The organism is Saccharothrix sabaoui, assembly GCF_051756985.1.
GTDB lineage: Bacteria > Actinomycetota > Actinomycetes > Mycobacteriales > Pseudonocardiaceae > Actinosynnema.
On the sequence record NZ_JBPKJK010000221.1, the window covers coordinates 1 to 12,395 of the forward strand.

Sequence of the window (12,395 nt, forward strand, 5' to 3'; positions counted from 1 at the left end):
GGGGCTGCCCTTCACCCTGTCGGCGACCGCCGCACTGCTCGGCGTGCTCGGCGTGCTGGTGTGGCGCGGCGAACCCCGGTGGACGGCCGTCGCGGCGCCCGTCCTGGCGGTGTCCGTCCTGGTCCAGCCGCTGCGGGGCGACGTCGGGGACCTGCGGACGACGGTCGGCGTGCTCGTGCTGGCACTCGGGGTGGCGGTCGCCGCGGCGGCCGGTCTGGTGGCGCGGCTGACGACCGCCGCCCGGGCGCGGGAGCTGGAGCGCGCCCGCGCCGCGCAACGCGCCGAGTTCGCCCGCGACCTGCACGACCTCGTCGCCCACCACGTCGCCGGGATCGTGGTGCACGCGCAGGGCGCGGCGGCGGTCGCCGGCACCGACCCCGGCCTCGTGCTGCCCGCGCTGCGGGAGATCGAACGCGCCGGCACCGAGGCGGTGGACGCGATGCGCCGCGCGGTCGGCCTGCTGCGCGACACCGGTGCCGACGGGGCGCCCGGGGTCGCCGAGGTGCCGGCCCTGGTGGAGCGGTTCCGCCGCTCCTCGGGCCTGCCCGGCGCGCTCGACGTGCGCGGCCCGTTCGCCGACGTGCCGCCCGGCACCTCCGCCGCGGTCCACCGCGTGGTGATGGAGGCGCTGACCAACGCGCGCGAGCACGCGCGGGGCGCCACCGCCGTGGACGTGGCGGTCCGCCGCACGGCCGACCTCGTCGAGGTCCGCGTGACCGACGACGGCCGCCCCGCCGCCCACCCCACCACCCACCGGCCGGGCGGGTTCGGCCTGCGCGGCCTGCGCGAGCGCGTCACCGCGGCGGGCGGCACCCTGTCCGCCGGTCCGGGCCCGCACGGGGGCTGGGCGGTGGAGGCCCGCCTCCCGGTCGGGGAGGGGGCGTGACGACCACCGTCCTCATCGCCGACGACCAGGCGATGGTCCGCACCGGGTTCCGCATGATCCTGTCCGCCGAACCGGACATCGAGGTCGTGGGCGAGGCCGTCGACGGCGTGGAGGCCGTGGCCCTGGCGCGGGACCTCGCCCCGGACGTCGTGCTGATGGACATCCGGATGCCCCGCCTGGACGGCCTGGGGGCGCTGCGCCGGATCAGCGGCCCGAAGGTCGTCGTGGTCACCACCTTCGACGAGGACGCGCTCGTGCGCGAGGCGCTGCTGAACGGGGCGGCCGGGTTCGTGCTCAAGACCTCCGGCGCGGCGCTGCTGGTGGAGGCGATCCGCGCCGCCGCGTCCGGTGAGGCCCTGGTGAGCCCGGCGATCACCGTGCGCCTGCTCCGGGAGCCGGCGGGCCGGCGCCGCGAGCCCCGCGACGTGCCGCTGTCGCCCCGGGAGCTGGACGTGGTGCTGCTGGTGGCGCGCGGGCGCACGAACGCGGAGGTGGCGGACGCCCTGCACGTCACGGTCGGCACGGTCAAGACGCACCTGGCGGCGGTCCAGGCGAAGCTGGGCGCCCGCAACCGCGTGGAGATCGCCGCGTGGGCCTGGGAGGCGGGTCTCCTCGACGCCGGGAGGTGACCGGTGGGAGCCCTCTCACCGCGCGGCCGGCGCGGTGAGCCGGCGCAGCACCTCGTCCAGGACCGCGGCGCCGGTGGCGAAGTTGAGCCTGAGGTGGCGGTGGCCGTCCGCGCCGAACCCCGCTCCCCCGTCGAGCAGGACCCGCGTCCGGTCGAGGACCTCCGCGACCGGGTCGTCCCCGGTGACGCCGAGCAGCGCCGCCGGGAACCAGTGCAGGTAGCCGGCCTCGGGCGCGGGGCCGGTGGCCCCCAGGGCGGCGACGGTCCGGTGCCGGTTGCGGTCCAGGACGCGCAGCAGGCGGCGCTGCCACTCGTCGCCCTCGCGCCAGGCGGCCAGCGTGCCCACCACGCCGAGGGTGGAGACGACGCCGTAGAGGTCCGGGGGCTGGGCGTCGCGCAGGGCGAGCAGGCGTTCGGGGCCGTAGTGGGCGACCGTGCAGCGCAGCCCGGCGAGGTTGAACGCCTTGGTGGCCGAGGTGAGGGTGACCGTGCGCCGGGCGGTGTCCGGGTCCAGGGACGCGAACGGCACGTGCTCGTGCGGGGCGTGGGTCAGCTCGGCGTGGATCTCGTCGCTGAGGACGAGGAGGTCGTGGCGGCGGGCGATGGCCGCGATCGCGGCCAGTTCGTCGCGGGTGAGCACGCGCCCGGTCGGGTTGTGCGGGTTGACCAGCAGCAGCACCCGGCAGTCCCGGGCGGCGCGGTCGAGCCCGGCGAGGTCGGGCGCCCAGCCGTCGGGGGTGGACAGCCAGGGCGACTCCACGAGCCGCCGGCCCATCGTGGTGACGGAGGCCAGGAACGGCGGGTAGTTCGGGGTCTGCACCAGCACGCCGTCGCCCGGCGAGGTGGCGAGGTGGAGGGTCAGTTGCAGGCCCTGGATGAGGTCGGTGTGCTCGCGGACGTCGTCGGCGGCGACGAACCAGCCGTAGCGGTCCTCCATCCGCTCGGCGAAGGCGGCGCGCAGCGGGTTGCCGTGCGGCCAGTCGGGGTAGCCGAGCGCGCCGCGGCGCACCGCGTCGTCGAGCGCCGCCACCACGACCGGCGGGACGGGGAAGTCCATGTCGGCCACCCAGGCGGGCAGCACGTCGTCGGCGACGCGCCCCCACTTGACCCCGTAGCCGGAGCGCAGGTCCTCGACGCGGAGGTCGTCGAACAGCGGGTCGGTGGTCAGCGGGTCGGTGGTCACGACGCCTCCAGCAGGTCGCGGCTGATCTCCACCTGGCCGTGGTGCTGGGCCAGCTCCTCCAGCACGTGCAGCAGCACGCCGGCGCCGGTCAGCGGTCGGGTCGGCCCCTGGTAGCCGGGGCGCGGGGCGGTGGCGGGCACGGCGGTGAGGTCGACGCCGGACAGGTCGTCGCGGAGCCTGCCCCGCAGGGCGGTGATCCGGGCGCGCAGCCCATCGGGGTCGCCCGTCGCGCGGAACTCCGCGTCGCGGTCGCGGTCGGTGGGGCGGCCCGCGAGGAGGTGGCCGATCCAGTAGTCCACGACCTCGGCGCAGTGGTGCACGATCGCGTAAGGGCTGTTGGCGCCGGGCAGCGGTGGTGCGGAGTTGCCGCGGTCGGGGCCCAGCCGGTCCAGGCTCGCCAGCATGCCGTCGAAGGCGCGGTCGACGAAGTACAGGTACTCGTCGAGCGCCCACGGGCCGGGCGCGGGTGGTTCTTCGCGTGTCATCGGACCCTCCTCCGGGAGTCGTGACCGGTGACGGCGCGGGGCGCGCTCGTCGGCACGCCACCGCGCCGAGTCACCGTTCAGAAGGTGACACGATTCTGGACACAACTCCCGTCACCGTCAAGACGGTGACGGGAGTTCGGTTCGCGGGCCGGGCGGCGACACGCGCGGAATAGGATCACCGGGTGCCCCCGTACGACGTGAAGCGCGCGCTGAAGGAGTTCTACGCGCCGAAGAACAGGGCCTGGGCGCTGGTCGAGGTGCCCCCGCAGCAGTTCCTGGCGATCGACGGCGTCGGCGACCCGAACACCTCGCCGGACTACGCGCGGGCGGTCCAGGCGCTGTACTCCGTGGCCTACGCGGTGAAGTTCGCGAGCAAGCACGCCGGCCGCGACTTCGTCGTCGCCCCGCTGGAGGGGTTGTGGTGGGCACCCGACCCGGCGGTGTTCACCGCGCGCGCCAAGGAGTCCTGGCACTGGCGCATGATGATCAGCCAGCCGGACTGGGTGGACGACGATCTGGTCGGCGAGGCCGCGGAGCGCGCCCTGGCGAAGAAGGGGCTCCCCGCGATCGCCGAGGTGCGCCGGGAAACCCTGCACGAAGGCACCTGCGCGCAGGTCCTGCACATCGGCTCGTACGACGACGAGACCCCGTTGATGGCCGCCCTGCACGACGAGTACCTGCCGTCCCACGACCTGGTCCCGGCGGGCGAGCACCACGAGGTCTACGTCGGCGACCCGCGCCGGACCGACCCGGCGAGGCTGAGGACCGTGATCCGCCAGCCCGTGAAACGCCGACTCCGGTCTGCGCTCCAGGACGTTGCGGGCCACCTGCCCGCGCGCACTTGACGTCACTGTCAAGATGGTTACGTGCACGTTTTCGTGAGCGGTCGGGTGTCGTTGGACCTGGTCGGGACGCTGAAGTGGCGGCGCGACCGGCCGGAGGAGCTGCTGCCGGACGCCGCGAGCGTCGCCGACTGGGTGACGCTGGCCGGGCTGCTGAGCCGACCGCCGCGGGTGGACGAGGCGGACGTGGCCGAGGTCCGCGAGCTGCGCGAACTGGTCTACGCCGCGGTGCGCGTCGACGCGGACCGGCACGTGGCCGCGGGCGCGCTCCAGGCGTTCGCCGACGCGCCGCCGGTCCGGCCGGTGCTCGTCGACGGCCGGCTGGAGCGGCACGGCGACCTCGCGGCGGCGCTGTCCACCGTGGCCCGGGACGCGATCGAGCTGGTCGGGTCGCCTGCGGACCTGGAACGGGTGCGCGAGTGCGGCCGGCCCGAGTGCACGAGGCTGTTCGTGGACGACGCCCGGGGCAAGCCGCGCCGGTGGTGCGGCATGGCGGAGTGCGGGAACCGGATGAAGGCCGCCGACTACCGGCGCAGGCGACGCCTCGCCCAGGTCACGTCCTGACCCCCTCCGCGCGTTGTGGTCGACCCGGGCATCGGCGGCGGGCCCACGAACCGGCGGAACACCTCCTCGTGGCCGGTCCCTTCGGGGACGAGCGCGTACCCCACGAGGTCAGCCGGGCAAGGACGGCCGCACCCCGGTGAACCAAACCGTCCGGTGTGGACGAACATTGGATGCTCGCGTCCGCCGGGACCGTTCCGGGTTCGGCCGGCGGGTTCGCCCGGTCGGCGGGCTAGAGGCTGCCCCAGTCCTTCGACCGGGCCACCAGGTGGTCGTGCACCAGGGCCACGGGCGCGTCCGCCGCACCACCCACCCTCGTCGCGAGGTACAGCGTGTTGAGCGGCGGCACGGCGGCCGTGTGCACGGGTTCCACGGACCCCGCCGCGAGCGCCGGGTCGGCCAGGTAGCGCGGCAGCGCGGAGATGCCCGCGCCGGCCACCACGGCGGCCAGGACGGCGCGCAGGTCGGGCACGACCACGGCGACGGGGTTGGGCGGGCGGCGGCCGAACTCGCTGCGCCAGTACCGGCGGACGATGGGCAGCTCCTCGGCGTAGGCCACCAGCGGCAGGTGGGCCAGCGCCCGCACCGGGTCGACCGCGAGCAGTTCCCGGTCGACCGACCGCACCAGGGTGGGCGGGCCGACGAGCACGAACTCCTCGTCCGCGAACGGCGTCGCGGTCAGTGCCCGGTCCGTCGGTCGCACCGAGGACAGCACCAGATCCAGTCGGGCGTCGGCGAGGGCGGCGAGCAGGTCGCCGGCGAGCCCGGTGGTGATCCGCAGCCGCAGGCCGCGCGTGGTCAGCGGGGCCAGCGCGGGCAGCACGCGCGCGGTCATCAGCTCGGCGGGGCCGGCCAGGCGCACGGTCCCGGTGAGCGCCGCCCGGTCGTCCGCACCGGACACCGCGGAGCGCAGTGCGTCCACGTGCGGGCCGACCGCGCGGACCAGCTCGTCGGCCCGCGCGGTCGGCGTCACGCCCCGGGCGCCGCGGATGAACAGCGGTTCGCCCAGCTCCCGCTCCAGCCGCGCGAGCTGCCCGGTCACCGCCGGCTGGGTCAGGCCGCGCCGCCGGGCCGCGGCGGTCAGCGAACCGCCCCGGTAGATCTCCACGAACGTGGCCAGCAGGTCGAGGTCGGTCACCGCGTCAACTCCGGGCCATAAGGAACGTGATGGCTCGGTCCAGCTTAACCCGGGGAAAAGTGATGGAGTGGTGGTCGACGGTTCCACTGTGGAAGGGGTTTTCGATGAGCAGGGTCCTGGTCGTGGTCTCGGCGGCCGACGAGTTGGTGCTGGCCGACGGGTCGCGCCACGCCACCGGTTTCTGGGCCGAGGAGGTCGTGGAGTCGGTGCGGGTGCCGCGCGCGGCGGGCGCGCGGGTGGACATCGCCACGCCGGGCGGCGCGCGGCCCGCGGTGGACGCCGCCAGCCGCGCGGAGGAGTTCGACGCCTACCTGGCGTCGATCGACGACGAGTTGGCCGCGCCGCTGGTGCTGGCGGACGTGGACGTCGCCGACTACGACGCCGTGGTGCTGCCCGGCGGGCACGGCCCGATGGCCGACCTGGCGGTCGACCCGGTGCTCGGGCGGCTGCTGGTGTCGTTCGCCGACGCGGGCAAGGTCGTCGCCGCGCTGTGCCACGGCCCGGCGGGCCTGCTCTCGGCGGTGCGGGAGGACGGATCGTTCGCGTTCGCCGGGCGGCGGATGACCGCGTTCACCGACGAAGAGGAGCGCCAAGGCGGCCTGGCCGTGCCGTACTCGGTGGAGGCGCGGCTGCGCGAGCTGGGCGCGGTGCTGGAGACCGGTCCCGCGTGGTCGAGCACCGTCGTGGTGGACGGGAACCTGGTCACCGGCCAGAACCCGCAGTCCAGTGCGGACACCGCGCGGGCGGTCCTGGCCGCGCTGGCCTGAGGCCGGGGCCGGTCGGCCCTCGTCGAGCGCACGTGGGCCGGTGGAGCGAACTCCGGCGGCGAGCAGGTGGTGCGGAAGTCGGTCCACAACGGACACACGGTCTCGCCGGTCGGCACCGGTGATCAGCCGAGGCCGGCGAGCACCAGTCCCACGCCGAAGTCCAGCCGCTCGGCGAACGCGTCCGGTGCCAGGTGGTGGGCGGTGCGCAGCAGCGCGGGGTGCAGGTCCGGCGCCACCGCCCCGGCCAGGCGCACACCGTCCCCCCTGGCCGCCGCCTGCTCCTCCTGCACCAGCCCGAGGGTGAGGTAGGTGAGCGTCCACGCGGTCCACGCCGCCCGGTGGTCGTCGACACCGCCGGCGAGCAGGGCGGCGACCAGCGCCTCGGAGAAGCGCAGGGTGGCCGGTTCCGCCGCATAGGTCCCGGTCACCACGGCCGCGCCGTCGCGGTGGGCGAGCAGGGCGCGCCGCAACCGCCTGGACAGCTCGGCCGCCCGGTCCCGCCACGGCTCCGGCAGGCCGCCCAGGTCGATCCCGGCGAGGATCGCGTCGGCCATCAGCTCGCGCAGCCGGGCCTTCGTCTTCACGTGCCACAGCACGGTGTTCATCCGGACGTCCAGCCGTGCCGCGACGGCCCGCGTCGACACCGCCTCGAACCCGGACTCGTCGAGCACTTCGAGAGCCGCGCGCACCACCGCGGTCCGGTCCAACCGCGCGGGGCTCGGCCGTCCCGCTCGCGCCTCGATCACCGTCCCAGCCTACGCGGAGGCATCGGGTCCCCGGAGCACGCCGACAGCCGCGCGCAAGCCGCCTCGCCCGTGCGGGGCGGCGGACGGGGCGACCGCGCAGCACGCCCCACGGGCCCGCGCCGAAGGCGGACAACCCGGCGATCAGCACCGTGCCGGGCCCGACCACCACTCGGGCCGGGGCGGAGCCCCACGAGCCGGGGAGAACGGCGTCGGCGCCGCCAGGTGGTCCACCTCGGCACGACCCTCAACGGCCGATCGCGGCCAGGGCGGCGCGGACCGCGACCCGCAGGTCATCGGCGGGCCGGTCGGCCCACGCGACATGACCGTCGGGCCGCACCAGGGCGGCGCGCACACCCGCCCACTCGGCGCGGTCGCCCGCCGTCGCGCCGCCCAGCACGGTCAGACCGGGCCCGACGCCGTCCGGTGCGGCATCGGCGACCCCGGACAGCCCACCGGAGAGGTCCAGCAGCACGTACCGGTCCGGTCGCAGGGCGGTGAACAGGTCGCCCAGGGCCGGGGCGCGGCGGCCGACCAGCGGGTGGTGCCCCTCGCCCGCCGGGTAGGCGACGCCGAGCGCGGACAGCCGCTCGGCCAGGTCGCGCGACACCTCGGGGTGGGTGGCGATCAGCCCGCCGACCAGGTCGCGCAACGCGAGTCCCTCGGGGGTGAAGTCCGTCATCAACGCGGTCTGCGCCGCGGTGTGGGCGAGCAGGTCGGCGCCCACCGGGCGCCGCTCGGTCTCGTAGGTGCCCAGCAGCGCGTCCGGCGCCCAGCCGCGCAGCACCGCGACCAGCTTCCACCCCAGGTTCGCCGCGTCCTGCACGCCGACGTTGAGCCCCACGCCACCGGCGGGGAAGTGCTGGTGCGCCGCGTCGCCGGCGAGCAGCAGCCGCCCGGACCGGTACCGGTCGGCGAGGCGGGAGGCGTTGCCGAAGCGGGACAGCCACGACGGGTCGCGCATGCCGAAGTCGGTGCCCGCGACCACCGCCGTCTTGGCGCGCAGCTCCTCCAGCGACAGCTCGCCCGGCCAGTCGGTGCGCAGGTCCTCGGGCGTGATGCCCACGAGGCGGTGGCGGCCTTCGGGCAGCGGCACGACCATGACCGTGCCGTCGCCGGTCACGCGGGTGGCGGGTCCGGTCGGCGGCTCGTCCAGCACGACGTCGCCGAGCCGGCCCAGCACCCTCGACTGCGTGCCGGGGAAGCCGATGCCGGCCGCTTCGCGCACGGTGCTGCGCGTGCCGTCGCAGCCCACCGCGTAGCGCGCGCGGAGCACCCGCTCCCCCGCCGGTCCCTCGACGCGGACCTCCACCGCGTCGTCGCGCTGCTCGACCCCGGTCACCCGGTGGCCGCGCCGGACGTCGGCGCCCAGGTCGCGCGCGTGCTCCTCGAACAGCTGCTCGGTGCGCACCTGCGGCAGCGCCAGCGTGAACGGGAACGGCGTGTCCAGCGCGGAGAAGTCCAGGCGCTGCTCCAGCACGGCGAAGTGGCCGCCGGGGATGCGCCCGCCCTCGGCGAGGAACCGCTCGTGCAGCCCCCGGGAGGCCAGCAGCTCCAGGGTGCGCGGGTGCAGCGTCAGCGCCTTGGAACGCGGATCGGGCGCGTCCCGCGCCTCCAACACCACCACCGACACCCCGCCCGCCGCCAGTTCCCCGGCGAGCCACAACCCGACCGGCCCTCCCCCGACCACCACCACGTCGACCACCACAACACACTCCTTAGTCAGTGACCAATAACCAAGGACAGCAAACTAGGTCACTGACCAATAAGCAATCGGCGACGCCGAGACCCCGAACACACCCGGGACCACCGCGACCCCACCGCGACCAGCCTCGCCGAACGCACCGGCCCGACCGGACCAGCGGTGGTCACGCGAGGTTCCGCCCGCACGCACGGTCGTCGCGATCGGGGGCTGCCGTCAACGCCTCGTGCACGCCGGTGGCGGCTGACAACCCTGCCCCGGAGTGGTTTGCCCTTCGCCCTACGGGGGAAGCAGGAGGTGTCGTACGCCGAGAGGAGACCGTGCAGGTGAGGCAGCTCTTCCCGACCGCGGTGCGCCTCGCACCCCTGCTGACCGCGGCGCTGGTGGCGAGCGGGTGCGGTTCGGGCACCGAGGACCTGGTGCGGCGGGCGGCGGAGGACTTCACCTCCGCGGTCTCCGCCGGGGACTCGGCGCGGGCCTGCGACCTGCTCACCGGGCAGGCCCGCGACAGCACCGACTGCGCCGCCCTCGACGTCCCGGGCGGTCCGGTGGAGCAGGTCGAGGTGTGGGGCGACGCGGCCCGGGTACGCACTGCCGGGGACGTGCTGTTCCTGCGGGAGCTGGCGGTGGGCTGGCGGGTCTCGGGCGCGGGGTGCGAGCCGCGCGGGGAGCACCCGCACGAGTGCGAGGTGGGTGGGCCGTGACGCAACGCGGGATGTTCTACGCCTACCTGGTGGGCGTGCTGGCCCTGCTGGTGTGCTTCAGCGTGATCGGGCTGGTGGGGATGTGAAGCGGTTCCTGCGCGACAACGGCCTGGGGCTCGCCTTCGGCCTGCTGTTCCTGGCCTCGCTGGTCGGCCAGGCGTTCGCCGGCAACGCCGACCTCAACGAGCGCCGGCTGACCGACGGCGGCGACCCGATCGGCCTGTGGGCCTACGTCACCTCGTCGGACTTCGCGGTCGACGTCGCGGAGAACTGGCAGTCCGAGTACCTCCAGTTCGTCCTGTTCGTACTCGCCGGCGTGTGGCTGGTGCAGCGCGGCTCGACCGAGTCCAAACCGGCCGAACGGCTGGGCCGCGAGACCGACGAGCAGCAACTGGTGGGCGCGCACGTCAAGCCCGACTCCCCGCCGTGGGCCAAGGCGGGCGGGTGGCGCACCGGGCTGTACTCGAACTCGCTGGGCCTGGTGATGCTGGCGCTGTTCCTCGGTTCGTGGGGCACGCAGTCCATCGCCGGTCGCAGCGCCTACAACAACGAGCAGCTGGTGAACTTCCAGGACACCGTGACCTGGTGGGAGTACCTGGCCTCGCCGGACTTCTGGAACCGGTCGCTGCAGAACTGGCAGTCGGAGTTCCTGGCCATCGGCTCGATGGTCGTGTTCAGCGTCTACCTGCGCCAGCGCGGGTCCTCGCAGTCCAAGCCGGTGGGCAGCCCGCACACCGACACCGACGAGAACGGTTGACCGACGGCACCGGTGCGGCACCGGCACCGTCGATCAACCGTCGATCAGCCTTCGTCCCGGCTGCCGACCTGGGCGGCCACCAGGCCGCGCACCGCCTCCACGGCGTGGTCGACATCCGGGAGCACCGTGACCACCTCGTGCATCCCGGTGATGCTCAACGGGTTGAGCACGGCGCGGTGACCGGCGGCGACGGCGAGCACCACACCGCACCTGCCGGCGTGGTGAGCGGCTTCGGCCAGCAACGCCAGTCCGTCGGACGCCAGGAACACCACCCCGGTCAGGTCCAGCACGGCCATCGGCACGGCGGCTCCCAGCCACCTCAGCAGCGCGTCGCGCACACCGGGCGCCGTCGCCATGTCGATCTCACCCGCGACGCGCAGCACCGGCACGTCACCCCGCACACCGGCGGACACCGCCACGTTCACAGCCGATCCGTCCTGCCCCACCGGACAACCTCCCGGAGACCCGATCCAACGGCGACGGGCTGGCTGTTCAACCCCGGTGCGAGCGCACCGACCACGGCAACGACCGATCCCCGCCGGGGGATTCCCGGTGCCACCGCCACGTGACCGACCACACGGGGCGTCGGGAAACCTTCCGGTTCGCCGGGAACGAGACCGGCCCGGACCACTACCGGGTCCGTCGCTGCGACGCCCGGCACCGGTACACCACCCTGTCCGTGACCACGCTGCCGCCGCCGCCCACGTCGGGCCACCGCGATCGTCGCGGCCGTCCTCGTCCCGCACCGCACCAAGCCCCGCCGTCAACCACGATGACGAGCCTCAGCCGCCCGCCGCCGGGAGGGACAGGTGCTGGTGGACCATCTGCCAGTCGCCGTCGCGTCGTTGGAAAACGCGGGTGCCGCGGAACCGGACCTCGGCACCAGCCGCATCCGGCACCCCCGTCCTGTCCGCGAACGAGTGGTGCTCGTGCGCGACGGTCCAACGGCCCTCCACCTTGACCAGGCCGATGGTCAGCCGCAGTCGGCGCCCCGGGTCGCGATCGAAGTCCGAAGGCGTACCGCACCGCAGCAGGGCGACGGCGAACGCGACGTCCGTGCCTGCTGTGACGTCGAGCGACTCGATCTCGAACACCGCGCCGGACGCCTGCCACCGGAGGAAGCCCGGCCAGGTCTCGCGGTAGGCCTCGATGCCGCGCACGCCCTGCTCGGGCGGCGGGACGTCGAACATGACGATGTCCGGCGCGTGGTCGGCGAGCACGGTGGGAAGGTCGCCGCCGCTCGCGGTGGCGACGCCGACGCGTTCGAACAGCTGGTCGCACCGCACCAGGACGAGCTGAAGGCGCACTGCTACCGGATGCTCGGCTCGCTGCACGACACCGAGGACGCGCTGCAGGAATCGCTCGTACGAGCATGGCGCGGCGTCGGCAACCTCGACGACCGCGGCTTCGTCCGAGCGTGGCTCTACAAGATCGCCACCAACTGCTGCCTCACCGCGATCGAGCGACGCGGACGCCGCGCGCTGCCCGTCGACGTCGACCCCGGCGCACCCGCCACCGAGGTCAACTGGCTTGAGCCGTACCCCGACACCTCGCCCGAGGCGCACTACCTCGCCCGCGAGAGCGTCGAACTCGCGTTCGTCGCCGCACTGCAGCACCTGACCGCGATCCAGCGGGCAGTGCTGGTCCTGCGCGAAGTGCTCGGCTTCTCGGCGGCCCAGGTGGCCGACCAGCTGGGTACGTCCCCCGCGTCGGTGAACAGCGCCCTGCAGCGGGCCCGGAAGGTGATCGACTCGGCCACGCCGACCCAGCACACCGTGCTGCGCGACCTCGGCGACGAGGCGGTCGGCGCGCTCGTGACCCGCTGGAGCGACGCCTGGCACCTCGGCGACGTCGACGCGATCGTCGCGATGCTCGCCGACGACGCCCGTTACTCGATGCCACCGCTGCCCGAGTGGTACCGCGGCAGGGACGACATCCGCGCCTTCCTCCTGCGCGGCCCGCTGCGGTACCACTGGCGATTCCTGCCCACCACGGCAAA

General features: G+C 74.8%; 15 protein-coding genes. 8 read left to right on the plus strand and 7 right to left on the minus strand.

All coding sequences use genetic code 11. From position 1 onward, the window contains the following. Together ACR807_RS38245 and ACR807_RS38250 are read left to right on the plus strand one after the other, a co-directional pair. Window positions 1–886 (plus strand): sensor histidine kinase (locus ACR807_RS38245; protein WP_438926410.1); only part of this gene is annotated, 886 nt, incomplete at its 5' end. Next, a complete protein-coding gene (locus tag ACR807_RS38250; RefSeq protein WP_438926411.1) occupies window positions 883–1,515 on the plus strand; it encodes a response regulator in 633 nt (210 codons plus the stop codon). The genes ACR807_RS38245 and ACR807_RS38250, both read left to right, overlap by 4 nt. Before the next feature lie 15 nt (window positions 1,516–1,530). Here the strand turns inward: ACR807_RS38250 and ACR807_RS38255 are convergent, their stop codons facing one another. After that, on the minus strand, window positions 1,531–2,697 hold the full coding sequence (locus tag ACR807_RS38255) for a MalY/PatB family protein (protein ID WP_438926412.1): 1,167 nt from the start codon (window positions 2,695–2,697) through the stop codon (window positions 1,531–1,533). After that, window positions 2,694–3,182 carry a DinB family protein gene (locus ACR807_RS38260; protein ID WP_438926413.1) on the minus strand — a complete coding sequence of 163 codons (489 nt, stop codon included), beginning with the start codon at window positions 3,180–3,182 and terminating at the stop codon, window positions 2,694–2,696. The genes ACR807_RS38255 and ACR807_RS38260 overlap by 4 nt, the downstream gene beginning before the upstream one ends. Before the next feature lie 182 nt (window positions 3,183–3,364). Here ACR807_RS38260 and ACR807_RS38265 point away from each other — a divergent pair, with 182 nt between their 5' ends. Together ACR807_RS38265 and ACR807_RS38270 are read left to right on the plus strand one after the other, a co-directional pair. Beyond that, window positions 3,365–4,027, plus strand: a complete 663-nt coding sequence (locus ACR807_RS38265) for a GyrI-like domain-containing protein (protein ID WP_438926414.1) — start codon at window positions 3,365–3,367, stop codon at window positions 4,025–4,027. 21 nt (window positions 4,028–4,048) lie between these two features. Next, window positions 4,049–4,588: a CGNR zinc finger domain-containing protein gene (locus ACR807_RS38270; RefSeq protein ID WP_438926415.1), complete on the plus strand. Its 540-nt coding sequence runs from the start codon at window positions 4,049–4,051 to the stop codon at window positions 4,586–4,588. 229 nt (window positions 4,589–4,817) lie between these two features. On the opposite strand, the gene ACR807_RS38275 is transcribed toward ACR807_RS38270, so the two are convergent. Next, entirely contained in the window at window positions 4,818–5,723 is a 906-nt protein-coding gene (locus tag ACR807_RS38275) for a LysR family transcriptional regulator (RefSeq protein ID WP_438926416.1), read from the minus strand. Window positions 5,724–5,827: 104 nt separating this feature from the next. Between ACR807_RS38275 and ACR807_RS38280 the strand changes: the two genes are divergently transcribed. Next, a complete protein-coding gene (locus ACR807_RS38280) occupies window positions 5,828–6,490 on the plus strand; it encodes a type 1 glutamine amidotransferase domain-containing protein (protein ID WP_438926417.1) in 663 nt (220 codons plus the stop codon). 122 nt (window positions 6,491–6,612) lie between these two features. On the opposite strand, the gene ACR807_RS38285 is transcribed toward ACR807_RS38280, so the two are convergent. Then, window positions 6,613–7,236, minus strand: coding sequence for a TetR/AcrR family transcriptional regulator C-terminal domain-containing protein (locus ACR807_RS38285; RefSeq protein ID WP_438926418.1), 624 nt, complete (start codon window positions 7,234–7,236; stop codon window positions 6,613–6,615). Window positions 7,237–7,480: 244 nt separating this feature from the next. Next, on the minus strand, window positions 7,481–8,941 hold the full coding sequence (locus tag ACR807_RS38290; protein ID WP_438926419.1) for an FAD-dependent monooxygenase: 1,461 nt from the start codon (window positions 8,939–8,941) through the stop codon (window positions 7,481–7,483). 320 nt (window positions 8,942–9,261) lie between these two features. Here ACR807_RS38290 and ACR807_RS38295 point away from each other — a divergent pair, with 320 nt between their 5' ends. Both ACR807_RS38295 and ACR807_RS38300 read left to right on the plus strand, forming a co-directional pair. After that, a complete protein-coding gene (locus ACR807_RS38295; protein ID WP_438926420.1) occupies window positions 9,262–9,639 on the plus strand; it encodes a hypothetical protein in 378 nt (125 codons plus the stop codon). 82 nt (window positions 9,640–9,721) lie between these two features. Further along, window positions 9,722–10,396 carry a DUF6766 family protein gene (locus tag ACR807_RS38300; protein ID WP_438926421.1) on the plus strand — a complete coding sequence of 225 codons (675 nt, stop codon included), beginning with the start codon at window positions 9,722–9,724 and terminating at the stop codon, window positions 10,394–10,396. Between the two features lie 44 nt (window positions 10,397–10,440). Here ACR807_RS38300 and ACR807_RS38305 read toward each other — a convergent pair whose 3' ends face one another. Then, window positions 10,441–10,821, minus strand: a complete 381-nt coding sequence (locus ACR807_RS38305; protein WP_438926422.1) for an anti-sigma factor antagonist — start codon at window positions 10,819–10,821, stop codon at window positions 10,441–10,443. A 357-nt stretch (window positions 10,822–11,178) separates the two neighbouring features. Continuing rightward, a complete protein-coding gene (locus tag ACR807_RS38310; protein ID WP_438926423.1) occupies window positions 11,179–11,616 on the minus strand; it encodes a nuclear transport factor 2 family protein in 438 nt (145 codons plus the stop codon). Between ACR807_RS38310 and ACR807_RS38315 the strand changes: the two genes are divergently transcribed. Further along, a partial coding sequence (locus tag ACR807_RS38315; protein ID WP_438926424.1) for an RNA polymerase subunit sigma-70 occupies window positions 11,602–12,395 on the plus strand: 794 nt, incomplete at its 3' end. The two genes, ACR807_RS38310 and ACR807_RS38315, sit on opposite strands and share 15 nt — an antisense overlap.

Bases quoted from the DNA above. Each gene is read 5' to 3' on its own strand.
- ACR807_RS38280 (WP_438926417.1), top strand. From the start codon at position 5,828: ATGAGCAGGGTCCTGGTCGTGGTCTCGGCGGCCGACGAGTTGGTGCTG.
- ACR807_RS38260 (WP_438926413.1), bottom strand. From the start codon at position 3,182: ATGACACGCGAAGAACCACCCGCGCCCGGCCCGTGGGCGCTCGACGAG.